Genomic DNA, 26,320 nt, shown 5'->3' on the forward strand with positions numbered 1-26,320 from the left:
GCTACAACACACATATTTGATGCGACCTACTCACGGGGGAAATTTAGTCTGGGCAGCAGCCGTTGCTGGCTGTTCCCCTAGCGAGATTCTGGATTTTTCTGCGAGTATTAACCCCCTGGGACCACCAAGGAGTGCGATCGCGGCTATTCAAGCACATCTAGGCGAACTAGGCGCTTATCCAGACCCCAATTATTGGGAACTCCGCACCGCGTTAGGTCAATGGCATCAATTACCACCCGAATGGATTCTGCCGGGGAATGGCTCGGCAGAATTACTTACCTGGGCGGGCTGGGATTTGGCACAACTTACTAAAACTTTCTTCTCTACCCCAGCCTTTGCTGATTACTACCGCGCTTTGAAGGCTTTTGGTGCGAAAGTACAGGAATGTCCTTTGGAGTTGGAGAAACTAGAGGACAGGCAAGATGCCTGCCCCACTTTTTCTAATTCTTTAGAGTGCGGTTTACTTTTGAATAATCCTCACAATCCTACAGGGCAGATGTTTTTACGGGAAACAATTCTGCCTTATCTTGAGCAATTTGCTTTGGTTGTCGTGGATGAAGCATTTATGGATTTTCTGCCACCAGAACAAGAACAAAGCTTGATTTGTGTGGTACAAGAATATCCGAATTTGGTGATTTTACGATCGCTGACTAAATTTTATAGTTTACCTGGGCTGCGCCTGGGATATGCGATCGCCCACCCAGATCGTTTACAAAACTGGCAGCAACGACGCGATCCGTGGTCGATTAATACGCTTGCGGCGGCGGCGGCTGTTGCGGTAATTCAAGACCGCGAGTTTCAACAGCGAACCTGGAAATGGCTTCCATCTGCAAGAATAGAACTGTTTAAGGGTTTATCTCAAATATCAGGCTTGCGACCATATCAAAGTAGTGCTAACTTCTTACTCGTGCAGACTGAACACTCAAGTTCTACCTTGCAAGAAAAGTTACTACAGCATTACCAAATTTTAATTCGCGATTGTCTGAGTTTTCCCACATTAGGCGATCGCTTTTTCCGCATAGCAGTACGCTCAAATACAGAAAACAATTGTTTATTGCAAGCATTGCTTCAGCAATTAGCAATTAGCTGAATATTATGATTGACTACGATGTCGTAATTATTGGTGGCAGTCTTACGGGACGCTATGCAGCCACGATTGCAACTCAATTTGAGGCTAAAGTTGCGCTGGTAGAACCTCCACAGCAAGAGTTTCCTTATCTTTTGACACCATATGCTTTAACTTCTTTGGGGAAATTACGGCAGCAGTATAGTGAAATAGCATCAGATGCAGTTCATCCCAATACTGTACAGTGGGCAGAAGTGATGCAAAAAGCTAAGGGGGTTGTCACTAATATAGAAGAGTTATATTCCCCCGTTATTTTAGCTGCGTTGGGAGTTGATGTTATTTCTGGTATAGGGCAGTTTGAACGCACTCCTTCACTTACTTTTAGTGTGAATCAGCGTCAATTGCGATCGCGCAAGTTTCTACTTGCAACTGGCTCTCGTCCTGTTATCCCAAATATTGAAGGACTACAAGCAACAGCTTACTATACACTCCCAGAAGTTTTATCTGTACTGACTTCCCCCAATCCACCAACTCGATGGGTTATTATGGGCGGCAATCCATCTGGAATTCAAATGGCGCAAATCTTCACGCGCTTTGGTTTAGATGTGACTTTAATCGTCAGACATTCGCGCATTCTTCCTCAAGAAGATCCAGAAATTACGCAATTGATTCAAGCTGCATTGGAAGCTGAAGGTGTCCGCATCCTGACAGCAACACCTGTGAGTCAAATCAAGCAGATTCAAGGTAAAAAATGGGTGCAAGCCGGAAATCAAGCAATTGAAACCGATGAGATTTTATTGTGTGCTGGACAACAGCCAGATTTAGCACATCTTAACTTGAAAGCAGCAGGTGTGCGATCGCACTGTAATCGTCTGGTGTTAAACGCAAAACTGCAAACAACACACCCTCGAATCTATGCTTGTGGTGATGCAATTGGCGGTTATTCGTTTCTGAACATTGCTAATTATGAAGCGGCGATCGCCCTTAAAAATGGTTTGTTTTTCCCACGCCACCGAGTAGACTACAGCAGCATCCCTTGGGCAGTTTTTTGCGATCCTCAGTTGGCACGCGTAGGATTATCGGAAACACAAGCCCGATGCAGTTACAGTAATGTAGTGGTGTTGCGACAATACTTTAAAAGCGTAGCAGCTGCTCACTTGGAAATGACAACAACTGGAGTTTGTAAGGTAGTCCTCGCACCGACTGGAGAAATCTTAGGTGCTACTATTGTAGGCTCCTACGCCGCAGAATTGATTCACGTTTTTGGCTTGGCGATCGCCCAACGGATCAAAATTGATAAAATCGCTCAGCTTGCTCCAGTTTATCCAAGTTTTTCGGAAATTTTTGCTCAAATCGCTATCTTGGCGTATCAAACACAGCTGATTCGTCCTTCAATTTTGGATCGGTTTCTAGCTTTGTGGAATTGACATTGCATGAATACAAGCGAGACGCTTGCAACCGCGTTAAAATTTCTTTTTTCTGCCTGCTGATGCTGAACTACCAATTCCTTGCAGAATACCACGACCAACTAAACCAATCGCACGACCAATAACTTGTGTGAGTACATAAACAACACCACTTCCTAAAAACGCAATGACTGCGCGGAATCGTGGTGCGATCGCATCGCGTAGTTCTAAGGCTAATGTTACTAATTGAGGAATACCAGAAAGTTGCTGTAATTCTTGACCTCGTGGTGCATAAACTGAAGTTTTGACAATTCCTCTATCAATGAACAGAAATAATTCGTAACGACTTTCAAAGATTGCTTTAGGTTCCACATAATATTTCTGCCAGCGATATTTCCACGAAAGATTATTTCTAAAACGTTCGATTTCTCGTGTTGAAATTAATCGACTATCATAAAAATATTGTTTAATAACTTCTACATCAGCAAGTCTATTTAACAGTGGTTGTGCTACGGCATTGGCGACATGAATTAAAAGGTTATGTAAGATAATTTCTGCTCTTGCTTTAGCTTCTGGTGTATCAACTTTATAGGGGAAATTATCAATGACTAAAGGTGTTTGAAATAATAAATAAGAAAATAGCTCACTGACTAGAGGAATTTTATTCAAAATCTCAATTTGAACAGTTTCTACATCTTGTAGCAAAAGATTAACAATCTCTAAGTTACGATTTTCTACTTGTAAGACAGCGTATCTACCAAAAAAATCGACAGTTGTTCCTTGCCACAAGTCTCGCAGAATTAAATACTGCATTTCTCCTAATTGATGCGGTTGTATTTGGGCAAAACGTAAATCTTCTAAAACTTCTACTACTTTTTGGAGAATAATCTTAAATAGTTCTCGCTTTTTACCTTCCCGCAAAATATCAGTTTCTAAAGTTACAGTTGTTAGGTTTTGCAAGCTCGACTCAAGTTTTGCTGCAACGATCTCTAAGATTTCGTATACTCCTACTTGGCGACTCAAGCTAGCGTCTAATCGCACAAGCGCTCCAGAAGAGACATTGATTTGAGATGACAACTCAACCTCTTCTCTAGTTTGCGTCTGGGACAATTGAGTGACATTCTCAACACCATTTCTAAGCCTTGATGTATCCTCTGTACCTGTACGGCTTTTGCCTTCTGGTAGAGGTAACAAGTGAGTCACTAGCCAACGTGATGCGAGAAGTTCTCTACGCTGTCCGGCTAAAAATGCTCGATCTAGTAACGGTAAGCCAGGAACTTGTAATCGAGCATTTACTGCGGCTAAAGTTGTATCAATTTGCTGTAATCCTGTCCATCGCAGGTGATTTCGGACTAAGGCAAGAATGCTAGGTGCAGCTAATGGATTTTGTAGTGATTCTGCTTCAATCCAGTAATTTTTCCCTAAAGCTACTTGGCGGATCGCTGCTACGACCTCCAAAATAGAAGTCCCTTTGGGACAGTAGCCTTCGATTCCTACAGCCTTTGCTGAGGCTAATAGGGCTGGTTCCTGCAATGAACTGAGAATGAGTATCGGTAGGTCAGGATAATGAGATTTGAGCTGCTGGCAAAGCTCTAGCCCTAGCTGTAGCTCTAAAACAACTAAATTGACTGCTGTGTCTGATGGTAAACCACTTGAAAATGCTGTCGCATTTTCTCTAGCGAAGTCTGCCAAGATCTTCCTTGCAGTTGCACCAGTCTCAGCTTCTGCAACGATTTGGATGTCGGGATACGATTCATTGATGAGCCGTGAAAATCCCATCCGAAAAATTGGGTCAGGCTCAATTAACAATAGCTTGGTTGTGCGATCGCTCATTATGCTTGATCGTGCCTTCACATTCAGCGTACGCGCACATCTTACACTTCTGCCCGCCGATATCCGTAAAAGTTAATACTATAGTCAGTAATTTTGACTCCGGTTCTTCTTTCTACTTCCTCTAACAAATCTTTGGGGAGTTCTACCTCTACATCTAAAATTTGGTTTGTATCTAAGCAATTCACATGACTGTGTGAATCGCTGATATTTCCGTAGAGGCGTCCATCCGAGCGTTCAACGCACTCAATGATACCTTGACTAGAAAGTGCTTCTAAGTTTTGATACACCGATGTATGTCCGATCTCTTTTCCTTGTTGATTAAGGCGATCGTAAATTTCTCTGGCTGACAGGTGTTCTTGAGCTTGCCAAAGTAGCTCCAAGATGAAGCGACGCTGGCGACTCAAGCGCATACCCAGTGCTTGACACTGAGCAACAGCATCTTCAAGTGAGCGAATTGGTTTTGTAGCTGCCGCTTCTTTTTGCATGGCTGAAACTTCTTTTGCGATTAGGTAGTGAATCTACCTCTTGTTTATTATTTTACCGAACTAACTATGACATTTGAGTTACTGGGAGTTGCACTACAGCTAGGGGAACTTCAGCCAGCACACTCAGTGATGCTTGCAAACCTCCTAGTGCTTTTTTGCTAGTTCAAGCAATTTGATGGCACACCGGATTTGGTAAATAAACTCATTACCACTTTAGCTTAAAACTGTACAGAATGTCTACAAGACTATAGTGCCCAAGCTTCTAGTTGATTTTTGCTTGTAGCGATCGCGTTGTATGCACAACATTTCTCTAATATACTCGTTCGTCTTAGATGGACTTTAAATCTATCTATTTTCCCAAAAATCATTTTTTTATCTATTAGTTATTAGCACATTTGAGTTAACACATTCTAGTTAACATGATTATGCGAATTGACACATAGTTAAAGAAAAAATTAGATATAAGTATAAAGCTTTTGTAAAACTACTTAAGTAGCTTAAAACATAAAAAATTAGTTTTTTATGGAGATAGTATGAAAAAGATTGCGAGAACTACAAAGATTTTGTTGTGGTCAACTCCTATTCTAGGATTAGTTCTCTCATTAAACCCAGCTTGGGCAGGACCAGCGGTTTTTGACAGCAGAAATGTTTGTACAACAATTAATTGTTCTGCTGCAAGTATTAATGGAAGTTATCAAACGAGTTCAACTAATAATGCAGATCCTTTCGTTTTGCAGGTTTTTAGTACCGGCAGTGAATGTGTGCGTTTAGCTGTGATTTCGCAAGGAACCGACCTAGAAGCAGTTTTAGTGTCACCCAGCGGTGCAGTTTGGAAAGATGATGATGGTGGTGGCAGTTTGCGTCCTTTGATCAAGGCTAATACAGATGTGCGTGGTTGGTACACGCTTCAAATTGCTCGCTATAATGGCACTGCTGCTAATGCCGATTTTACGTTGAATTATGGACGTTATCCTTCAGGTAATGTCAACTGCTCCGCACCTACGACACCTTTAACGACATTTAGTCAACAATCAATCATCAAGCCTAGTACTGAATCGATCGGAACACCACCTAGAGAAGGTCCTAACAGTAGATAGCATCTTTAAAATTAGGTTGACTTTAGGTTAATTATTTGTGTTTGCTAACACATTAAAAAAATTACCTAATTGAAAGCTGAGTTGTCACTGCAAATGGCAATTCGGTTTTTTATTAAACTTAGTAACAACCATTTTTCAAAAAATGAAGTTACTCAAAAAAAATGGCTATATTTTCCACAAAAGCTTAAGTAAGGTATAAGTAAAGAAGAAGTACTATTACGTAATCTGGTAACTTCAATAAGAAGTTAATTATATAAGGCTGGTTCAAACTTATTAATTCTGATTAATTATGCAATCTGTACCCTCCTCTGCTTGGCAAAGACTCAAAAATCAAGAAATCAGCTGTGCCCAAGCCCTGAAGCTGCTTGTAGACGAGCAAGGAAGAGTTAATACTGAACTACTCGATCGCGATGTGAACTCCAGATTTTTACGTCACTTTCCTGATAAGAGCAGTGTTCCTCCTGTAATTCCGTTGTTATTGTGGCGTGGTTGTTACTATTTAGGAAGTCCAGTCAATATTGATTCTGAAGCGATCGCTTTTTTAACTGAACGCACTGGTAGCAGCATCAAGATAATTCCCATATCCGACAACAGTTACCGTACCTGGTTTCATACACAAAATCTCAACACAAATCGGATCACTGCTACACCGTTCGTCAATCCTATCACTGGTGAGCAAGAAGCCGAAAACATTACAGAAACAACCCAAATTTATTTATCACGCTCTGCTGACCAAATTGAACGCATTAAAACCCTGCTTTCTGGAGCGTTGCGAAATCGAGCGAGTGACATTCACCTCGAACCTACGACTGAAGGTTTGCGCGTGCGCTATCGCATTGATGGAGTGCTGCGTGATATCACAATGCTACCTCAAGAGTTAAGCCGTCGCGTGATTGTGGCAATCAAAGTTATGTCTAAAATGGACATCTCTGAAAGCCGCCGCCCCCAAGATGGAAGGATCGAAGAGAAATACACAACTGGGGAACACGCGGAAATGGGAATGGATATGCGTGTGAGTACCCTTCCTTGCGTTAACGGAGAGAAGGCAGTTATCCGCTTACTACCACGTGAAAATCCATTCTCACAACTTGAAAATTTGGGCTTTACGCAACAAACACTTCAAGTGTATAAATCTTGGCTGCAACAACCGCAGGGGATGATTATCTTGACAGGTCCCACAGGTTCAGGTAAGACAAGTACTCTCTATACAAGTTTGCAAGCTGTAGCGACTGAAAATGTCAACGTTGTTACCGTCGAAGATCCTGTAGAGTACATTTTGCCACGGATTACACAAACACAGGTTAATGAAGCAGCGGGAATGACCTTTGCTGCAGGCTTACGCGCCATTCTACGTCAAGACCCTGACATTATCATGGTTGGAGAAATCCGCGACCACGAAACCGCAGAAACAGCAGTACGTGCTGCACTGACAGGACACTTGGTATTTACAACACTGCACACCAATGACGCAGTAGGTGCGATTCCTCGATTGCGAGATATTGGTCCCGATCCTGGATTACTCAGCGATGCGTTATTAGGAATTGTGGCACAGCGACTCGTCCGCCGAGTGTGTCCGCACTGTAGTGAGCCTTACACCCCTGCTGAAGCAGATTTACGAGTACTTGGAATTGACTCGCAACATGTTCATTCTGAAAAATGGCGCAAGGGTAAAGGTTGTGGCATTTGTTTCAATTCTGGTTTCTTAGGACGTGAAGCAATTGTTGAGTTATTAGATGTTGATGATACTGTGCGGGAAATTATTTATGAAGGTACACTGACACAACTACATCGACATCTTAGAGAAATTCATTTCGCTTCGTTCCGTACTGCTGCTGTTGAGAAAGTAACAAATGGCTTAACGACTGTGGAAGAAGTTCTACGAGTCTTGCCGCGTACAGCTTTATACAATAAGTTAGTAGATAAAGAATGGACGCCTAAATTAAAGCCGATGAATGCTTATAGAAATGTAGGAAGTTGAGCATAATTAATAGGAATTGATTTAACCTTAAGAATTAAAATTGTAGTACAGAATAAACCCGCGCAGGCGGGTTATTTTATTAATTATACACGTCATCTAAACTTCGTTTGCGTGTGCGTAATAGTGAATTCTATGTACCTAATTGCCTAATTCGTCACATTAAAAATATGACAATAGTTAATATGGTTAGGATGTTATAACAAATCTTGGGACAAAAGCTTAGCAATCATCGCAGTTCTTGAAGAGACACCTATTTTGAGAAACAACCGACGTAGGTGAGTAGCAACTGTCCACTGACTAATTTGCAGTTGGTGGGCAATAACTTTATTAGGCAAACCTTCGGCTACTAATTGAGCGATCGCTTGTTCTCGTGGACTAAGATGAATGTCGTTGTTCGACTTTGTTTTGTGGTAATCCGCATAACAGCTTACCTGCTCAACATTTGATTTTAAAATGATCTCATGGTTAATTGGGTGATGCCTGTGCATAACCAAGTGAAGCTCAGTACTGTCAACTTGATTAATCAAATTGTGGAACCGTAGTGCTGCTTCAGATTTTTCTGGGGAATGAGATATACCAATTAGTTCTGCCAACTTTGGTGTTTTCATCACTGCTATGCACCTTGAAATTGTGTTCAAGATCACACTCAGTAGATTTATGCTAATTTCAGAAAAATATACATATTTTTTAACAGAATCAAGGTGAGCCAAAAGTCAGTTCATAAGCAACCTACAACCTCATCGCCCTTAGTGCAACAATAAATGTACCTTGATTTGATGATTCCATGACGTTGGCGATCGCACTTAATTTCAATCAACTCAATGCCTTAGACTTGTCTTCGGTGCAAACGACGATTGAAAACCTACTACAAGCAGGAACAATCAATGCCCATGAGCAACAGATACGCTTTGATATAGACTATCCTCGTGAACCCGACGACCCTCGGGAATTATCAGAAATCCCAGAGATTCGGCTATGGTTTATTCGTTTAGATGCTCAGTATCCTTGGTTGCCATTTTTACTCGATTGGAAAGCAGGGGAACTTGCCCGCTATACTGCTATGCTAGTGCCGCATCAATTTAGCTCAAAAGAAGGCATCCAATTTAACCCTGAAGCTTTGGAAATTTTCTTGATGCACAAAATTTTTATCTTGCACGATTGGATGCAACAACAAGGTATCCCCAGTCAATCACGCCTGAAGTCTATGGGACAAATGTTCGGCTATGACTTAGAGGATACATTCTTTGAAATGTTTTAAGGTGTGAGGAGTGAGGAGCGAGGGGCGAGGGAGTTTAAGAAAATTTTATATAACTCAAAATTCAAAACTCTTTTAGCCACGCCAAATTCGTTCCAAAACAGTCTGCGGAGGAATATCCGCAATTCGTCCACTAGGAGATTTAATCGCAATGTAGCGATCGCTTTTTGGCAATACTTTTGCTGGTTCTGTGAGTCCAAACAGGGCAATAGTATACGTTTGCACGGCAACTGCTAACTGTAGCGACACACCTCCAGTAGATAGCAACAAATCGGCTCCCGCAATCATAGCAGCTAACTTACCAACATCGGGTGGCGATGTGAGTTTAACATCAGCATTAGATTGTAGTTGTGCCAACTGTCCGTTATCTGGATTTTGAAGTGCGACTAAAGGAAGTTCTGGCTGTTTTTGTTGAAAGTCCTGGATAATCTTTTGCCAACTATCAACTGGGTAGCATTGATCTGGCATTAATTGCTCATAACCATCACACAGCAAAACATAGCCACTACTTTGAATCCCCAATCGTTTCTTTTCCTCTTCTGCCCAGTGAAGATCCGAGGATGGTAAATTAACATTTATTTCTGGGCAGGAAGAACGAATTCCTAACCCTTGTAACAAGTCATGGTACATTGCTGCAGCATATTGCTGTGACTTGATGGGCACAGAGTTAGTCAAAAACATATTACCTGCGCCTTTGTAGCCAATACGGGTAGGAATTCCGGTTAACCATAGCAATAAACCAACAAACCAGCGTTGCCCTAAGGAAATCGCTACATCATACTCGCGATCGCGCAGAATACCGACTAAATTGACCCAATCTGCAGCGCTGTTCCGGTCTTGATAATCGAATAGCAGAACATTGGTTACGGCCTTACAGATGCGATATGCTTCTTTGGCGCGTGGTTCTACTACGACATCAATCTGAGCATTAGGATAATTCTGCTTTAAGTCATCAAGGGTGGGAAAAAATAGGATTTGATCGCCGATGCCGCCAGGGACTAGGGCTACTACTCGCATAAATAATAATTCTTTACGCTTACTCGCTCCCTATTTTAGGGGAACATATACTTATTTGAGTGATTTATTTTAGGAATCAGTAAAGATATTCGGAGTTTTCTGGATTTCTGAACAATCTCAGCGTCAGGAAATCACTATATTTTTTGGTGTGATTTTCTCTTTTAATGTGAGCTATTGCAAGAAAAAATCTATCTTTAGTGTTTCAGGGGCTATTATTTCATAAACTTAAGTTAAGTAGGAAGGTGTTGAGCAAAGCACCGTTAGGGGAATATGTATGAAAAAGCTAATTCAGGGTATTCATTCGTTTCAAACCAATTATGTGAGTACCCACCGCGAGATGTTCGAGTTGCTGTCGCAAGGTCAGCATCCGCGAATTTTGTTTATTACTTGCTCTGATTCTCGGATTGATCCAAACTTAATCACGCAAGCCGAGCCAGGAGAAATGTTTATCATTCGCAATGCTGGTAATATTATTCCGCCCTACGGTGCAACTAATGGTGGCGAGTGTGCTGCGGTTGAGTATGCAGTTCATGCTTTAGGTATTAAAGAAGTCATTGTGTGCGGTCACTCGCACTGTGGCGCGATGAAAGGATTGCTAAAGCTAGACAAGTTAGAAGAAGAAATGCCATCAGTTTATCAATGGCTCAAACACGCTGAAGCAACTCGCCGGATGATGAAGGAGAATTACCAAGATTATGAGGGCGAAAAACTACTTCAAGCAACTGTTGAAGAGAATATCCTCAGTCAATTAGAGAACTTACGTACTTACCCTGTGATTCATTCCAAATTGCACAGTGGTCAAATGCACCTGCATGGTTGGGTTTATCATATCGAAACAGGAGAAGTCCTAGAATATGATCCTGTACGACGTCAGTTTGTATCGCCAGAAAGTCGATTATCCCGCTCAGCGTGGTTAACTCCTGAACAACAACAGCGTATCTACAAAGGTTCAGCAGCCTCTCACGCTAAAGGTAATGGACAAGTATAGAGGTTTAGAAGAGTTATGAATGTTGAGTGTTGAGTGTTGAGTTAAGAAAATTCTCCAATTCAAAACTCAAAACTCAAAACTCAAAACTAATCACTATCCTCCCATGCCTGGAATCAAGCTACCACTGAGACGCTTGAGAGCACGACCAGCAACATCGCCGTAACTCATTTCACCACAAAGGATTTGACCCATGCGCTGTGTAGCTGTAGGACGTTTGACGCCAACTTTGTAGCCAATACCAGGAACGCGGTAGAAAACTCCGGCTAGTTTTTGTGCCCATGCCATATCAGCACCCCACTCGTCGCAGATTGCTTGCGAATACTGCTCCAGGGCATTAATATCTCCAGCGATCGCCCGATTAATTGCTTCAGCAGCTTTGACACCACTAAAGATCGATGGGCGAATTCCTTCAGCAGTTAGTGGATCGACAACACAAGCAGCTTCTCCCGCTAATACAGCATTTTGAGTATGTAGTTTTTGATTGCCATTCCACAAGCACAGCGCGTGACCGTATTGCTTGCAGGTTTTAATGTCTAAGCCAAATAAATTACCATACTCGTTCAAAATTCCTTTGAAATCTTGAGGTTCACCGCCAATAAATGTTCCGACACCGATTGAGTAGCCGTCGGCTTTAGGAAAGTTCCAAATGTAGCCATTTTTGACTAAGCCAAACTCGAAGTGGGCAATGTGACCATCTTCTACCTTCGCAGGGGCTTCAGCTTCTAATGCTCCTGCCAAGCGGCGTTTGCGGTCTTTGAAGCCTAACCACTTTGCCATTGGTCCCTTAGCACCGTCTGCAGCAATGATATAGCGACCTGTAACCGAACCGTTAGCGGTATCAACTTGCCAATGATCGCTTTTGAACTGAATTCCTTTAACTTCGGTGTTGTCGCGCAGTTCTGCTCCTTGTTTTTGTGCTTGCTGCACTAGGAAGTGGTCAAAGACATCGCGCCGTACCATCCACATCGGTTCGGGTGTTTGTAATTTAGCTTGCACTGGATCGCCCATTTTCCAGGTGTAGCGAATGGTATTTACCTTTGTGGAAATAGCTGGAGAAAAATCAAAGTCAAACCATTTAGCGATCGCGGGTGAAACTCCACCTCCACAGGGCTTGTACCGTGGGAGTGATTCTTTTTCCAGCACTAATACAGAATGACCCCGTTTTGCTAGATGATAAGCTGCTGTACCGCCAGCAGGTCCAGCACCGACAATTATGCAATCATACATAAAGCTACAGTTTTGCTCCTAAATTCTACGACTATGAGGGCACAAAGGCTTTAAACTATTTTGCACTCTTACTAGTGAGATCAAAATGCCAGTAAGGTGTTTTTACAAAAATCACATATTTTGCGAAAAAACTACTGATTGATTGCTTTATAACATACAACTATATTTGCCTAGGTTACTGAAGCTGTGAATAGACTCAAGTCTGAACAGTATCGTATTGCAAGTGATAAAGCTTGGCAAAAAGATCGTTCAGTCGAAACAGAGACTGAATATTACCTTGTTCCCTAACTCTTGCCATCACGATGATTTGATCGGCTTGCTGAATAGTAGACGAACGGTACGCAGTAACAATTACAGTGCGGTTTTGACCAAAATGCAATACCTCTTGAATGAGATGTTCTGAAATATTATCAAGTGCGTTAGTAGCCTCATCAAGAATCAAGATTTCAGGGTAGAAATGATGGCACGCGCTAAAGCAGGTGCTGTCGCTGTGTCCTCCTGATAGCCGAACTCCTCTGTTGCCCATTTTAGTCTCATAACCCTGAGGAAGTTCTATGTTGTAAGGTACTTCTGTTTATCCGTAACAACATGGCAAATCAAGGTAAAAGAAGCTTATTGTCTCTATATGATTAGCTTTTTATAAGATAGAAAAAATCTGTATTAGCATCTATTTATCCCTTTTTTTCTTTGATTTTTAAGCAATTAAAGGTTATTTATAAAGAGACAATGTATTACATATTGCCAAAATGGGGCAGTATAGCAAGTGATAAATTAAGCTGCCTTTTTACTGCTATATGTTGTGAACTTTAAGAAGAAAAAACCCGCTTCTGATTGAAAAACGGGTTCATTATTAGTAGTTTTACACTTATCAAGCACGATTACAGGCTTAGGTACACGTTGTTATGTCAAACATCAACTGACTATTCATTAGCTAAACTGTTGCAGTAATAAGTGTGCAGTTATGCTATAAATCTAGCATGAATTTTTTTGTACCAAATTTGGTCAATTGAGTTAGCGGTCAAACAGTTGTAATGTCTTTCTCTTTTTCTGCTAATAAGTCATCTATTTTACTGGTATATTTGTTCGTTAATTTTTGCAGTTGATCTTGGAGATCTTGCGCTTCGTCTTCTGAGACTTCACTGTTTTTCTCTTGTTTGCGGATTGTATCAAGAGCATCGCGGCGAATATTACGAATTGAAACACGCCCTTCCTCAGCGTACTTAGCAGCAAGTTTCACCAGTTCTTTACGGCGATCGCTTGTCAGTGGAGGAATATTGAGGCGAATCATTGAGCCGTCGTTGTTCGGAGTTAGTCCGACATCCGACATGGAAATCGCCTTTTCAATCAGATTTAAACTGCTCCGGTCATAAGGTTGAATAGTAATTGTTGTGGCATCAGGGGTACTGATATTTGCCAGTGATTTAAGCGATGTTGGCGTACCGTAGTATTCCACCATGACACGATCAAGTAAACTCGCATTAGCGCGACCAGTGCGGATTGTATTAAAAGCTCGTTGCGTTGCATCAACGGCTTTTTGCATCGTACTCTCAGCTTCAGCTAACTTCACAAAAACCTCCCACAAGGGTTCCGATTGATTCTCCTGTCACTGCTCGGCGGATGTTACCCCGTACCGAGAGGTCAAAGACAAGAATCGGAATATTGTTTTCTTTACATAAAGCGATCGCAGTACTATCCATCACTCGCAGATCCTGAGTCAAAACGTGGACATAATTGAGTGTTTGATAGCGTTTGGCATCAGGATTCTTATGAGGATCGGAATCGTAAACTCCGTCTACCTTGGTGGCTTTAAAAATCACCTCGGCATCAATTTCAGCAGCTCTTAAAGCTGCTGTGGTATCAGTGGTGAAAAACGGATTCCCAGAACCCGCGCCAAAAATCACCACCCGTCCTTTTTCGAGATGGCGAATTGCTCGACGCCGGATATAAGGTTCCGCTACTTCTTGCATGGCGATCGCAGTTTGCACGCGTGTTTGCACTTCTATTCGTTCCAAGGCATCTTGAAGCGTGAGTGCATTCATCACAGTTGCAATCATACCAATGTAGTCGGCAGTTGCCCGATCCATTCCAGCAGCTGACGCCTTGACGCCACGAAAGATATTGCCACCACCTACTACAATAGCTACTTGAACGCCACTATTTACTACTTCTGCGACTTCTGCCGCAATTTCTTGAACAATGGCTGGGTCGATGCCATAGCCCAGATCGCCCATCAAAGCTTCACCGCTCAGTTTGAGTAAAATCCGCCGGTAAGGTTTTCCCATGTAGTTAGGATAAATGTTATTGCAATTGCCTCCAATTTAAGATAGCAGTAGAGGGGTTCTGTGTCTCTAGTGACTTTAAGAGGGATGAGGAGCGTTAGCGTTCACGAAGTGTAGCGTCTAGCGTTTAGCGGGACGCAGTCCGGAGCGAGGGGTGAGTTATTTTCTTCAATAATTGCCTCCGGTACCTTTTCAGCGAACAAAACTCAAAACTCAGAACTCTCTTCAACTCAACTACTTAATTCTTTCCCCAACCCTGAGCAACTGCTTGATAGCCAATGAGTTTATAAACGAGCTTAGCGGCAGTAAATTCAGAGACGACAGAATCAGTCACAGGGGCTAGTTCCATCACGTCGCAGCCAATAACATGGTGCTTGTTGAACACACCACGAAGAAATGTTGTAAGTGCATACCAATTCAAGCCACCTGGTTCAGGAGTTCCCACACCAGGAATAAGTGTAGGATCGATGCCATCTAAGTCAATCGTGATAAATACCTTATGTGTGGGAATTGCCGCGATCGCATTTTCGATCCAATTCGGTTGTGCTGCAATTTCCCGCGCGCGAAAGACAGTAAGGTTTTTTTCTTTGATTAAATCAGCTTCTTCTTTACAAATTGCACGAATGCCGATTTGAACAGTAGGTAATCCCATATCAACAATACGCCGCATCACGCAAGCATGGTTATGAATTGAACCTTCATACTCGTGGCGTAAGTCTCCATGCGCATCAATTTGCACAACAGTAAACAATTCATCAGGATATGCCTGATGGTATGCTTCCACAATGCCAGTGGTTATGCTGTGTTCGCCTCCCAAAGAAATGACAAACTTGCCATCTTGCACAAGTTTCAGAACAGTTTCTCTAGTAACTTGCAACATTTCCTCGGAGGTGACAGTTTTGCTACGGGTATCAGCAATTGAAGAATGGGTGTAGATACCAACATCTAGTCCTGTTTCCCAGTCAAGTTCCTCATCGTAGTATTCCACTTGATGCGATGCTGCAAGAATAGCATCGGGACCAGTCTCACAGCCACGACGATAGGTTGTTGTTGCTTCGTAGGGAATTGGTAAAATCGCGACCTGCGCCGCGTCATAACTCGCCGCAACGTCTGCGCCTAGGAAGGGTATAACCTCTGTAGAAGTTTGTGCCAGCATGACAAATGAATTATTTAATATGAATACAACACGAACAATCCTGGCATACAAAGAGCGATCGCTGCATGACTAATCAGATTTATTCAACTGTAAGATGCGCTGTTCTAGGCTATACAGGTTAACTCCTAAGTGTTCGAGTACTCGCACTGCCATGCCACCACGTTCGCGCACAATTCCTAGTAGTAAGTGCTCAGTACCAATGTATTGATTGCCTAGTCGCTGCGACTGTTCGACAGAAAGCTCTAATACTCTTTTTGCTCTTGGGGTGAAAGGAATATCCAGCGGTGTTCCCTTACCATGTCCAATGCGCTTCTCAACTTCTACTCGCATATTTTCTAAGTTGAGTCCTTCTGCTGAAAGAATCTGTGCTGCAGTTCCTGTTCCTTCTCCAATTAATCCTAATAAAAGTTGTTCTGTGCCGACATATTGATGTCCCAAACGGCGTGACTCTTCTTGCGCTAACGCAATGACTTGTGTTGCTTTTTGGCTAAATCTTTCAAATCCTCTGGGAAGAACCATTCGGTCAAATACATTACCAAATAGGCTTTCTATAGATCTTAAGAATCCTTCAAACATAAATCCTGCCTCCGTGAATGGATTTTGAACAGGGTCTAGCTTGTCTTTAGTGCGAGGGTTGCCGATTGCACAGCCGTTGAAGAGAAAAGCTAATAAATCTTCCGTTGTCTTGGTATTGACTGAGTACCAGATATATTGCTTCTCTTTTCTTGAACTAATGAGGTGCTCTTGTCGCAGTTTCTCTAGATGATGAGACAGTGTTGAATTTGGGATTTGTAATTTCGCTTGAATATCACCAACGATCATTCCTTGCGGGTATGCGGCAAACAGCAATCGCATAATTTCTAATCGAGGCTCTGACCCAAGTGCTGCAAATAAATCTGCATACTTTGCAGTGTTCGTACTTTCCATAATTCTAGTTTAATGGAAATAAATAAACTGCCGTTTTTTGTAAAGAATTGTCACAATATAGTTAGAGCGATCGCCCACTAATGAATTTCATGATTTCTACTGCATCATTCACCACAACTAAAACTTGGACTTGGCAAGGTTTTCCAATTTGCTATCAAAGCCAAGGCACGACAGGACCTGCCATTGTGCTGATTCATGGCTTTGGTGCTTCTTGGTGGCATTGGCGCAAAAATATTCCTGTATTAGCAGAAACTTGCCGCGTGTATGCGATAGATTTAATTGGCTTTGGTGGTTCTGCCAAACCCGAACCAACCACAGAAATGCATTACACCTTTGAGACTTGGGGACAACAAATTGCCGATTTTTGCCAGGAAGTTGTAGGGGAGGAACCTGCTTTTTTAGTGGGAAACTCAATTGGTTGTATTGCAGTGATGCAAGCTGTGGTAGATCGTCCAGAAATTGCGAGAAGTATTGCACTCCTAAACTGTTCGCTGCGACTGCTGCACGATCGCAAACGTGGGGCATTACCTTGGTATCGCCGCTTTGGTGCGCCAATGGTACAACGCCTACTCTCAGTTAAGCCAATAGGCAGCTTTTTCTTCAATCAAATTGCTAAACCAAAAACTGTACGCAAGATTCTGCTGCAAGCGTATGCTAATTCTGAGGTTGTGACTGACGAACTAGTGGATCTTTTAATGGCACCGGCAAAAGATCCTGGTGCTGTTGCTGTATTTTTAGCATTTACCGCTTATTCTTCAGGACCGTTGCCAGAAGATTTACTACCGCAGCTACCATGTCCAGCAATTATGTTGTGGGGAACAGCCGATCCGTGGGAACCATTCGAGTTAGGTCAACAACTTGCTAATTACCCACAAGTGAAAGAGTTTATTCCCATTGAAGGCGTCGGACATTGTCCCCAAGATGAAGCACCGGAAAAAGTCAATCCGATTTTACAAGCGTGGATTGCACAACAACTTTAGAGTTAGTACTCTTGTGTTCGCAGCCAATCTTGACCGAGTTGAATTGTGACGTCCGAACGAAGATTTCCGGTACTTTCGACACGAATTTCGCCAACTCCTAACGCATCGCGAATTGCGCGGGCGTTGTCAATATCACCTTGTTGAGCCACAATCCGAGTCACATCGAGTGGTTCATTCCAAGGCGTAGCAACATAAACTTGACGATATCCCGATGTTTCAAGCATGTTAGCGAGCGATTGAATAGCGCGATCGCTGCCTGTACTATCTTGAATAGCGATTCTCAGCTTTGCCGGATTGAGGTCGCTAAAATTAGAATCTGTCGGAACATTAAAGTGCTTTGCCATCATCATGGCTATGCGATCGCGATCAGGCAGCCAGTAACTTGCTACATACTGGTCTGGCGTGCTAAAAGTACCAGGGACAAGCAACATTTCAACATCCGAGCGTTCTGTTTGGACGCCAAAACCCACTAGCGCCATTAATTCTTCAACCGTTAGGTTGGTGTCAATATTGGTTTGAATGACCGACATGATTTGAGGCACTCGTGCTAAGGTTGCTGGGTTTAAGGCTTGTTCCATCAAAGCCCGCATCAACATTTGCTGTCGTTGAATGCGACCAATATCACCGTATTCATCGTAGCGAAAGCGGAGTAATTGCAACGCTTGATCGCCATCTAAGTGATGCCTTCCTGCTTTTAAATTGATATACAAATGTTGGCTATCATCTTGATATTTCATGTCTTTGGGGACATAAACAGTAACACCACCCAAAGCATCAACTAATTTTTCTACACCTTGAACGTTGATCCGGATGTAGCGGTCAATCGGAACACCGTTGAGAAGATCGCTCGTCGCTTTCGCACTCAGTGCTGGACCACCTTGAGCATTTGCCGTATTGATTTTTGTGGTTCCGAGTCCTTCGACTTCTGTACGAGTATCTCTAGGAATCGACAATACAGCTAGTTTTTCTGCTTCTGGGTCAAACCGCAGCAGCAGCATTGTATCAGAAAGACCTTCAAAGGAATTAACCAGTGCGTGGTAGCCCAAGTCTTCTGATCTGACATCAGGATCGTCTACATCAGAAGAGAGAACTTTGACACCTAAAACAAGAATATTGACAGGGCGAGTCAATTCAGACAGCCGTAAACCCGTTTTAGAAATGCGATCGCCGCGACCAAATACTGCCTCTTCTTCTGGGCTAAGCTGAGATTGCATTAAAGGAGTACTTGATAAAGAAACAGCAAGCAGTGCTCCAGCTGTCGCAGACAACATTGCTATACCAGTCATCGCCACCCAGAACCATAACCAACGACCTGATTTAGCTGAGGAATATTTGGTGTTGACTAGTCTGGGAGTCCCAGTAACAGAGGGATTTTGAGTAGAAATTTTATTATGAAATGGCACAGACTTCCTCACACATACTCAATTACACTTCACTTAAGAACGAGACAAAAGACGAACCTAAATTAAGCTAGCTCTCAATTATCGGCTGTAGAGGGTCATAAATAGCAATAACTATGACACACATTGCAGGATATGAGAACTTTCACTCCAAATTTGATTTTTTGCTGTTTGGAGTTTAGCTGGATTTGTTGGAATTAACCACTAAATTCCTCCATAAATATGAAAAAATATTTTGTGTTAAGGATTTGCATAGCACCTATCAAAAGATGTGCTATATTTCTCAGATTACCTACTTCTAATCTCTAGTCCTGTTTTACTTTTGAGTTGTCACGTAGAAGTAAGCTAAGGTCAGCTATCAAGCTTAAAAGATAAGTGCGATTAAGTTAACAACTAATTTAGTTACTCTTCAAACTAAATCTAACTATTTAGATGTGAGCTAGGCATGCCTGCCGACCTATCCCTACCGCATATCCAAACGCTGTGCCCACTGGCTGAATCCTGGCAAGCGTGCAGGCTTACCTTTGACAATTAAAAACATCAGCCAAAGACTGACTAAAAAATAACTAGAAGTTAAAAAGCTGTTCAGTATTAATAAACGCAGTGCTAAAAACTCAAAAGTTTCTGCCCCAAAACCCATTAACAGATAACCTAATAACCAAGTTCCTGCTAAAGAGACTGCTAAGCGGCAAACTGCTTTTTCTTCTTTGCTGCACTGACGGCGATACAAAGTCCAAAGGGCTGGGAAAAAGCCAATAATAGGAATGAGATATACAAATAGAGATAGACGGTTAGTAGGATTGAGACTGGCATCAGACATTAGGGCAGTACTACAAATAAAATCAGGAGAACGATCATTTGGCGAGAAGATGTGGTTATTCGTCTTTATTAGACGATTTAGCGGATGATTCATATCAGTTTCCAGAATCCTGAAGTAGATGGATGAGGTAAAGCGATAGAGTTAGAGATAATATCCTGCATGGAAATTGAGTTTGTTCTATCTGGCAGTTGGTAAATGCAAACACGCAAACTCCTAAATTGGTGGCAGGTGATGACGCCTTCTGGGCGGCTATTAGCGATCGCGCTGTTCGCTCCCCTGCTAGTCTTAAATGGTTTGGCGATTTCAACGATTTTTGATTACTTCCACTCGTTGATTGTGATTTTAGTTGGAGCATCGCTGTTAGCCTTTTTGTTGAATTATCCAGTCAGTTGGATGGAACGCCAAGGAGCAAAACGACAGCAAGTTGCTATTTTGGTCTTTTTGCTGACGTTATCGATCTTGCTGGCTGTGGGGGTAACTTTAGTACCTCTAGTATTGATGCAAGCACAGCAACTCGTGGCGCGGTTGCCAGAGTTGATCGATTCTGGACGACATCAGCTGATGTTGTTAAATGAGTGGGCAGAAAATCAAGGTTTACCATTGAATCTTGATGCTTTAGTTGTCCAAATCAACGATCGCGTCAAAGGACAGCTGCAAGCGATCGCAGTACAAGTGTTAAACCTCGCGGTTGTTACACTGACTAGCCTTTTGGATTTCCTACTTACGATGGTGCTAGCCTTTTACTTGTTGCAGCATGGCGACGATCTCTGGCAAAGTTTAGTTCAGTGGCTACCAACGAAACTTCGCGGTCCTTTTTCTCAAACTTTACGCCTCAGCTTCCAAAATTTCTTTATTGGACAGCTTATTTTTGGGTTATGCATGGGTTCCTCGCTCACAGCAATCTTCTTATGGTTAAAGGTACCCTTTGGCTTGCTGTTTGGTATCACTATTGGCATCATGGCGCTAGTTCCCTTTGGAGGTACTGTAGGTATTGCTGGTACTACCTTGCTTGTTGCATTGCAAGATTTTTGGCTAGGATCGCGGGTTCTGATTGCGGCTGTCATTGTGCAGCAAATTCTGGATAATTTAGTCGCACCGCGCATTTTAGGAAGCGTCACTGGTTTAAATCCTGTTTGGGTGCTAGTTTCCGTCTTAACCGGAGCAAGAATTGGTGGCTTATTAGGCGTAATTGTTGCAGTACCAACTGCAGTTGTGATTAAAACGGCTTTAAGTGCAGTACGTTCCTCTGCACAAGAAGCAGCACACGAAATTGCTGCCGGTCAAGATAGAGATCCTAGCCGCACTGATGCGTCGCAAACAACTGTAGAAGTTACCCAGAAAAAAGTTACGGAAGATATTCCCTCCAAAGGTTCTTATCAGGTTTAAAGTAGTAGTCTTAACTCTACCTGAATGAGCAGATAATGAAGTGCCAGTTGTTTTCTAGTCATGACACAACTGGCTGTAGCAACAAATAATAAATTTATCTCAGGACAAATACTTATCTTGCTCTACCAATAGTAGTGATATAAATAACTGCTTCATCCGTAGGAATCCCTAATACTTCATTAACTTGGTCATCGAAAAAGCCAGCGATGCCACTAACACCCAAATGAAGATAAATTGCTGCTAAGTTGAGTCTTTGAGCTAAATGTCCGGCATCCATATGTAAATAACGATAAACGCGATCGCCATATCGAGCTATTGCTGACTTTAAATCTGCTGTATGAAATAGCACGGCTGATGCATCTCTACCCAGTTCTTGACCTAGACAGAGATAGTGCAACTCGCGACGAAAGTTTTTAAAGCGAATTTGCCGCAATTCTTGAGCAAGAGGTGCGTAGTAGTAACAGCCTTCCTCTAAGCCAGTTACTCCTGATACAGCAATAAAAGTTTCAATCAAATTCAAGTCAAAATAATCAGGAGCATCGTCTAAGCCTTGTTCGATGTAATGTTGTGGTTGGTAAGTAAAATCGAGTAATGCTTTGAGTTCATCTAAATTTAAATCTGCACCACTGTAAGCACGAGTGGAACGTCGCCGCAGCACAGTTCTCTCTAGTCCTTCTAGATTTAAGCCCCAATCGATTGGTGTTGTTGCGGTAGGAACTTTAAGACAGAAGGGAAAGTTGTACTTATCTTCCAGTGAGGTATTTGACGTTGCGGTAGGAACCTCGTGAATATCAGCATCAGGTTCAATTTGAGTTGCACGGTGACAGAAACTTAAAAGTTCACCATCAGGGATATAGGGGTAATTTGTTTGAGTCGTAGAAGGTAAGACAGCAATTCCTATAGGAAAATTTTGTTGGACATCAAGCAAGTCAGCCAAGGCGACAATTGCGATCGCACCTTCTTGTTCTGCATCGAGGTAGAGTAATTGGTTTACCGTTTCATCGGCAAAACCACCGATCAAATGTGCCCGATATTCATTTAAAGCACAGGCTAACTCAATATTTCCTAACAAGTGACCTGTATCAAGGAAAATACGACGATAGGCACGATCTTGATATCGCCATGCAGAACGATAAAAAACTGCTGTCGTGACGATTGCCAAGTCTGTCTTTTCTAGTGCTGAGTGTCCAAAACAGGCACTTTGCAAAGAGTGCCAAACATCATTTTCCCAAAAATGAACTAAAGAATGTGTTTGCGGTTGGTAGTTATACAATCCTGCAGGAAGTAGCGGTGTACCACGTGAAACTAAATAAACCTCTGCTGGATATAAACCACCTGCTGAAGGTGCAGCCCGAAGATAAATTGGATTCATCATACTAGGCACTTTCGCTGTTAGCCCGTAGCTGCAAAATAATAGCCGCGATAACCGTCGCCACCACAAGGCAACAGGTTCATCCGAAAAAGCAAGATTTTCCTCTTGGATATATGGTTTTAAATCGTAGCTTGTGCCAATTTTATATTCTTTAAACGGTACTGGTTGCTTACTCCAATCCAGTCCTTGACTTTTAGCAGCGATCGTCTCAGGGTGATATTTCGTGCGATCGTGGTAATGCTGAGCAATTGAATCTTGATGTTCCGGCATAGAAGTTTAACGTCAGTTCGACGGAAAAGACTTTAGCAGTTGAAGCCGCAGCTACACAGGCAAAACCTGTCTTTACAGGTTCTCCGAAGCTTATTTTGGTATACAGTCCACAAAGGTGGACGTTGTTTGTTAAGCCGCGACTTTAGTCGCTAAGCTTTTTGATCTTGCCATTCTTCAGCCGGAAAGTGTGGTTTTTATTTTGCTTTGTATCAATCGAGTTAAACAACTCCTGAATAAATCAACCCCCGATGGACATCTAACGTCAAAATTGCCCCGTCGCGAATCACTTCTGTAGCTTGTTTAACGCCAACAATCACTGGTACATTTAAGCATTGACCAATCACAGCAGCATGACAGGTTGAACTTTCTTCCTCAATAATGATCGCTGCTGCTTTGCGAATTGCTTCGACATAATCAGCATTAGTATTGGATGCAACTAGAATCTCTCCAGGATTAAACTTACCAACATCCATAGGTTCGTAAGCTACTCGTGCTCGTCCGCTGACAGAACCTTGTCCAATTCCATGACCGCGACCAAGAATTGCTTTAACTACCTCAACTTTGATGAGATCTGTAGAACCCGAAACTCCTTGCAGGGTACCAGCCGTCATGACAACGAGATCGCCCTGTTTGAGTAACTGTTTTTCTTGAGCGACATTTAATGCAGCTTGGAATGTCTGAGTTGTGGAAGCTAAATCTAGAAGTAACAGAGGTTTGACTCCCCATACAAGTTGCAATTGTCGAGCGATATCAACGTGTGGGGTAATCGCAAGTATTGGTATTGTTGGACGAAACTTAGAAACGTTACGCGCTGTTGAACCTGTTTTTGTCAGCGTCATAATTGCTGCTGCTGCTAATTGTTCTGCAATCTGACCTACAGCTTGACTAATTGCATTCGGAATTGAATGGTAGGTATCTCTCACTGTGTGAGGATTTGCTGCTAGAGCTTGTTCTTGCTCAATTCGCACTGCAATTCGTGCCATTGTGGCTACAGCTTCCACCGGATACTTACCTACCGCAGTTTCATTAGAAAGCATGACGGCATCTGTTCCATCCAAAATAGCATTGGCAACATCAGAAACTTCTGCACGAGTGGGACGCGGACTGTGTACCATGCTGTCTAACATCTGCGTTGCTGTAATGATTGGAATACCTAAGCGGTTTGCAGTTGTAATTAAGCGCTTCTGTAAGATTGGAACATCTTCAGCGGGAAGTTCTACACCAAGATCTCCTCTTGCTACCATTACACCATCACACAAAGCAAGAATTGCTTCCATTTGTTCAATTGCTTCGTGTTTCTCAATTTTGGCAATGACTGGCACTTGCTTTCCTGCACTAGAAATCAGATCTTTGATTTCCAAGACATCTTGGGGGTTGCGCACAAAGGAGAGTGCTACCCAGTCTACTCCTTGATCGAGACCGAAAATTAAGTCTTCACGGTCTTTTTCCGTCAGTGCTTTGATTGATAAATAAACTCCTGGAAAATTGACTCCTTTATTGTTGGAAAGCACTCCGCCTACAACAACCTGACAATGTAACTCTTGAGCAGTACGATCAACTTCTTTGACGACCATCTCAACTCGACCATCGTCAAGTAGAATTGTTGCTCCCACAGGAACTTCTTGAGCCAAATTATCGTAGGTCACGCAGCTAAGGTGCTGAGTTCCAACTACTGGTTTGCTAGTCAGCGTGAAAACATCACCTTTACACACGACAACAGAGCCAGTTTCAAACCTTCCTAAACGAATTTTTGGTCCCTGTAGATCTTGAAGAATGGCTACCGGTTGATCGAGTTCAAAAGCAATTTGGCGGATCAGACGAACACTACGTTGGTGATCGGCATGACTCCCATGAGAAAAATTAAGTCGCAGTGTTGTTGCGCCTGCTTCAATCAAGGCACGTAGCACTTCGGGTTGGCTAGTGGCTGGACCAATGGTGGCGACAATTTTCGTCCGACGTGGGAAGGAGGAACCTGGTAGTTGCATTGAGCCTATTCCTGATTAGTTAGAAGAGCGCTTTCCGTTATTAGCTGAGAAATTAATTTAACGCTAAAAAGTACTTTGGAATGACACAGTTAATTTTGATAATCAAATCTTATCTTGCCCCTGTTACTGCTGTAAAAGCTGCGACCAGTTTTTCTGCAATTTTGCTGAGTGGACAACCAAGATGCCCATCCTGCAATCTCTACAATGTTTAAGTCAATCTCGTTGAGCATTATCTAATGCTTGTTGCCTGCGATCGCCTAGCAGCTTTACTAATTAGCTTTTTTTCATTCCAAACTCTAAAATTCTATGACTTCTGCTATACAAAACTTTAATATTGAGATAGCCGTATCATACAATACTCAATCCCTTCTGCAAAAGGAGTTAACAGATGCTCATGTCAGAGGCAAAAAAGCCAATGACAGTCCCCAAGGAGTTTTTAATTGCCCCAGGGGGTCTAAATATTACAGTCACAATGTTTCTAGCCGCAGTCGTCATGCTGGTGCTGTCTAACTTGGGCTACTGGCTGTGGGAATGGCCGCACTGGTGCTGCTTTACAACGAATGTGCTGGCTTTACATATTGCAGGTACAGTAATTCACGATGCCTGTCATCAATCTGCCCATCGCAATCGCATAATTAACGCGATTTTAGGGCATAGTAGTGCGTTGATGTTAGCGTTTTCCTTTCCCGTTTTTACGCGGGTGCATTTGCAGCATCACGCCCATGTCAACGATCCCGACAACGATCCTGATTATGTTGTTTCTACCGCAGGTCCGTTATGGTTGATTAATGCTCGATTTTTTTATCACGAGGTATTTTTCTTCAAACGGCAACTGTGGCGCAATTATGAATTATTAGAATGGTTTATTGGTCGTTTGATTGTTGTCGCCATTTTTTGGGTTTCGATTCAGTACCATTTCTTAGGTTATATCCTAAATTTCTGGTTTATTCCTTCCGCAATTGTAGGACTCGCTTTAGGATTATTCTTTGATTATTTTCCCCACCGTCCTCATCAAGCACGCGATCGCTGGAAAAATGCCCGTGTTTATCCTAATCGCATCTTGAATTTACTCATCATGGGGCAAAATTATCACTTAATTCACCATCTATGGCCTTCAATTCCTTGGTATAACTATCAACCCGCTTACTATGCTACTAAACCTCTACTTGATGCGAAGGGTTCTCCGCAAACTTTAGGAATTCTACAAGGAAAAAAGGATTTCTGGAATTTTATTTATGACGTGTTTGTGGGTATTCGCTTGCACCATCATAAAACTGAGCCACCAGAAGTTATCAGTTCTCAATTAGAAAGTAAGCAATAGAGAAGCATTTGGTAGTTAGCTGAAAAAAGCTAATAGCTAACTGCCAATCACGACTAATTACATGCTGCATAG

22 protein-coding genes and 2 pseudogenes are annotated in these 26,320 nt (G+C 42.4%); 9 read left to right on the forward strand and 15 right to left on the reverse strand.

Features of this window, described 5'->3' with window-relative positions; all coding sequences use genetic code 11:
- The first annotated feature begins 16 nt into the window (after nucleotides 1–16).
- Nucleotides 17–1,090, forward strand: a complete 1,074-nt coding sequence (cobD, locus tag IQ230_RS14150; RefSeq protein WP_193932610.1) for a threonine-phosphate decarboxylase CobD — start codon at nucleotides 17–19, stop codon at nucleotides 1,088–1,090.
- 5 nt (nucleotides 1,091–1,095) lie between these two features.
- Nucleotides 1,096–2,493, forward strand: coding sequence for a dihydrolipoyl dehydrogenase family protein (locus tag IQ230_RS14155; RefSeq protein ID WP_193932611.1), 1,398 nt, complete (start codon nucleotides 1,096–1,098; stop codon nucleotides 2,491–2,493).
- 36 nt (nucleotides 2,494–2,529) lie between these two features.
- Here the strand turns inward: IQ230_RS14155 and IQ230_RS14160 are convergent, their stop codons facing one another.
- A complete protein-coding gene (locus IQ230_RS14160) occupies nucleotides 2,530–4,326 on the reverse strand; it encodes a DUF3685 domain-containing protein (protein WP_322742415.1) in 1,797 nt (598 codons plus the stop codon).
- Between the two features lie 20 nt (nucleotides 4,327–4,346).
- Nucleotides 4,347–4,790, reverse strand: coding sequence for a Fur family transcriptional regulator (locus tag IQ230_RS14165; RefSeq protein ID WP_193932613.1), 444 nt, complete (start codon nucleotides 4,788–4,790; stop codon nucleotides 4,347–4,349).
- A gap of 533 nt (nucleotides 4,791–5,323) precedes the next feature.
- Here IQ230_RS14165 and IQ230_RS14170 point away from each other — a divergent pair.
- Together IQ230_RS14170 and IQ230_RS14175 are read left to right on the forward strand one after the other, a co-directional pair.
- On the forward strand, nucleotides 5,324–5,887 hold the full coding sequence (locus IQ230_RS14170; RefSeq protein ID WP_193932614.1) for a hypothetical protein: 564 nt from the start codon (nucleotides 5,324–5,326) through the stop codon (nucleotides 5,885–5,887).
- A 289-nt stretch (nucleotides 5,888–6,176) separates the two neighbouring features.
- On the forward strand, nucleotides 6,177–7,865 hold the full coding sequence (locus IQ230_RS14175) for a GspE/PulE family protein (RefSeq protein ID WP_193932615.1): 1,689 nt from the start codon (nucleotides 6,177–6,179) through the stop codon (nucleotides 7,863–7,865).
- A 194-nt stretch (nucleotides 7,866–8,059) separates the two neighbouring features.
- On the opposite strand, the gene IQ230_RS14180 is transcribed toward IQ230_RS14175, so the two are convergent.
- Nucleotides 8,060–8,473, reverse strand: a complete 414-nt coding sequence (locus tag IQ230_RS14180; RefSeq protein ID WP_193932616.1) for a response regulator transcription factor — start codon at nucleotides 8,471–8,473, stop codon at nucleotides 8,060–8,062.
- A 176-nt stretch (nucleotides 8,474–8,649) separates the two neighbouring features.
- Here IQ230_RS14180 and IQ230_RS14185 point away from each other — a divergent pair, with 176 nt between their 5' ends.
- A complete protein-coding gene (locus IQ230_RS14185) occupies nucleotides 8,650–9,123 on the forward strand; it encodes a CRR6 family NdhI maturation factor (RefSeq protein WP_193932617.1) in 474 nt (157 codons plus the stop codon).
- 72 nt (nucleotides 9,124–9,195) lie between these two features.
- On the opposite strand, the gene IQ230_RS14190 is transcribed toward IQ230_RS14185, so the two are convergent.
- Complete coding sequence (locus IQ230_RS14190; RefSeq protein WP_193932618.1) at nucleotides 9,196–10,137, reverse strand: glycosyltransferase family 9 protein; 942 nt, start codon at nucleotides 10,135–10,137, stop codon at nucleotides 9,196–9,198.
- Between the two features lie 274 nt (nucleotides 10,138–10,411).
- On the opposite strand from IQ230_RS14190, the gene IQ230_RS14195 reads away from it, so the two are divergent.
- Nucleotides 10,412–11,125 (forward strand): carbonic anhydrase, encoded by a 714-nt coding sequence (locus IQ230_RS14195; protein WP_193932619.1) that lies wholly within the window; start codon nucleotides 10,412–10,414, stop codon nucleotides 11,123–11,125.
- Between the two features lie 93 nt (nucleotides 11,126–11,218).
- Here IQ230_RS14195 and IQ230_RS14200 read toward each other — a convergent pair whose 3' ends face one another.
- The 7 genes and pseudogenes from IQ230_RS14200 to IQ230_RS26690 all read right to left on the reverse strand — a co-directional run.
- Nucleotides 11,219–12,352 (reverse strand): geranylgeranyl reductase family protein, encoded by a 1,134-nt coding sequence (locus IQ230_RS14200; protein WP_193932620.1) that lies wholly within the window; start codon nucleotides 12,350–12,352, stop codon nucleotides 11,219–11,221.
- 196 nt (nucleotides 12,353–12,548) lie between these two features.
- A complete protein-coding gene (locus IQ230_RS14205) occupies nucleotides 12,549–12,878 on the reverse strand; it encodes a P-loop NTPase family protein (protein ID WP_193932621.1) in 330 nt (109 codons plus the stop codon).
- A 492-nt stretch (nucleotides 12,879–13,370) separates the two neighbouring features.
- Complete coding sequence (gene frr / locus IQ230_RS14210; RefSeq protein WP_193932622.1) at nucleotides 13,371–13,919, reverse strand: ribosome recycling factor; 549 nt, start codon at nucleotides 13,917–13,919, stop codon at nucleotides 13,371–13,373.
- A complete protein-coding gene (gene pyrH, locus IQ230_RS14215; RefSeq protein ID WP_193932623.1) occupies nucleotides 13,906–14,634 on the reverse strand; it encodes a UMP kinase in 729 nt (242 codons plus the stop codon). The genes frr and pyrH overlap by 14 nt, the downstream gene beginning before the upstream one ends.
- Before the next feature lie 235 nt (nucleotides 14,635–14,869).
- A complete protein-coding gene (speB, locus tag IQ230_RS14220; RefSeq protein WP_193932624.1) occupies nucleotides 14,870–15,787 on the reverse strand; it encodes an agmatinase in 918 nt (305 codons plus the stop codon).
- 84 nt (nucleotides 15,788–15,871) lie between these two features.
- Nucleotides 15,872–16,306 (reverse strand): annotated as a pseudogene (locus IQ230_RS26685) (Clp protease N-terminal domain-containing protein); the annotation flags it as partial.
- 162 nt (nucleotides 16,307–16,468) lie between these two features.
- A pseudogene (locus tag IQ230_RS26690) lies at nucleotides 16,469–16,714 on the reverse strand (ArsR/SmtB family transcription factor); the annotation flags it as partial.
- An 89-nt stretch (nucleotides 16,715–16,803) separates the two neighbouring features.
- On the opposite strand from IQ230_RS26690, the gene IQ230_RS14230 reads away from it, so the two are divergent.
- Nucleotides 16,804–17,694: an alpha/beta fold hydrolase gene (locus IQ230_RS14230; protein WP_228054914.1), complete on the forward strand. Its 891-nt coding sequence runs from the start codon at nucleotides 16,804–16,806 to the stop codon at nucleotides 17,692–17,694.
- 2 nt (nucleotides 17,695–17,696) lie between these two features.
- Here IQ230_RS14230 and IQ230_RS14235 read toward each other — a convergent pair whose 3' ends face one another.
- Together IQ230_RS14235 and IQ230_RS14240 are read right to left on the reverse strand one after the other, a co-directional pair.
- Nucleotides 17,697–19,097 carry an LCP family protein gene (locus IQ230_RS14235; RefSeq protein ID WP_322742416.1) on the reverse strand — a complete coding sequence of 467 codons (1,401 nt, stop codon included), beginning with the start codon at nucleotides 19,095–19,097 and terminating at the stop codon, nucleotides 17,697–17,699.
- Between the two features lie 460 nt (nucleotides 19,098–19,557).
- A complete protein-coding gene (locus IQ230_RS14240; protein ID WP_228054916.1) occupies nucleotides 19,558–20,007 on the reverse strand; it encodes a hypothetical protein in 450 nt (149 codons plus the stop codon).
- A 102-nt stretch (nucleotides 20,008–20,109) separates the two neighbouring features.
- On the opposite strand from IQ230_RS14240, the gene IQ230_RS14245 reads away from it, so the two are divergent.
- A complete protein-coding gene (locus IQ230_RS14245) occupies nucleotides 20,110–21,300 on the forward strand; it encodes an AI-2E family transporter (RefSeq protein ID WP_193932628.1) in 1,191 nt (396 codons plus the stop codon).
- Between the two features lie 112 nt (nucleotides 21,301–21,412).
- Here the strand turns inward: IQ230_RS14245 and IQ230_RS14250 are convergent, their stop codons facing one another.
- Together IQ230_RS14250 and pyk are read right to left on the reverse strand one after the other, a co-directional pair.
- Nucleotides 21,413–22,942, reverse strand: coding sequence for a SagB/ThcOx family dehydrogenase (locus tag IQ230_RS14250; protein WP_193932629.1), 1,530 nt, complete (start codon nucleotides 22,940–22,942; stop codon nucleotides 21,413–21,415).
- Nucleotides 22,943–23,160: 218 nt separating this feature from the next.
- The gene (pyk, locus tag IQ230_RS14255; protein WP_193932630.1) at nucleotides 23,161–24,927 is read right to left on the reverse strand and encodes a pyruvate kinase; all 1,767 of its coding nucleotides are present in this window, start codon (nucleotides 24,925–24,927) and stop codon (nucleotides 23,161–23,163) included.
- A 394-nt stretch (nucleotides 24,928–25,321) separates the two neighbouring features.
- On the opposite strand from pyk, the gene crtR reads away from it, so the two are divergent.
- Complete coding sequence (gene crtR, locus IQ230_RS14260) at nucleotides 25,322–26,248, forward strand: beta-carotene hydroxylase (RefSeq protein ID WP_228054918.1); 927 nt, start codon at nucleotides 25,322–25,324, stop codon at nucleotides 26,246–26,248.
- Nucleotides 26,249–26,320: the final 72 nt, after the last annotated feature.

Origin of the sequence: Gloeocapsopsis crepidinum LEGE 06123 (assembly GCF_015207655.1) — a bacterium.
Taxonomy (GTDB): Bacteria; Cyanobacteriota; Cyanobacteriia; order Cyanobacteriales; family Chroococcidiopsidaceae; genus Gloeocapsopsis; species Gloeocapsopsis crepidinum.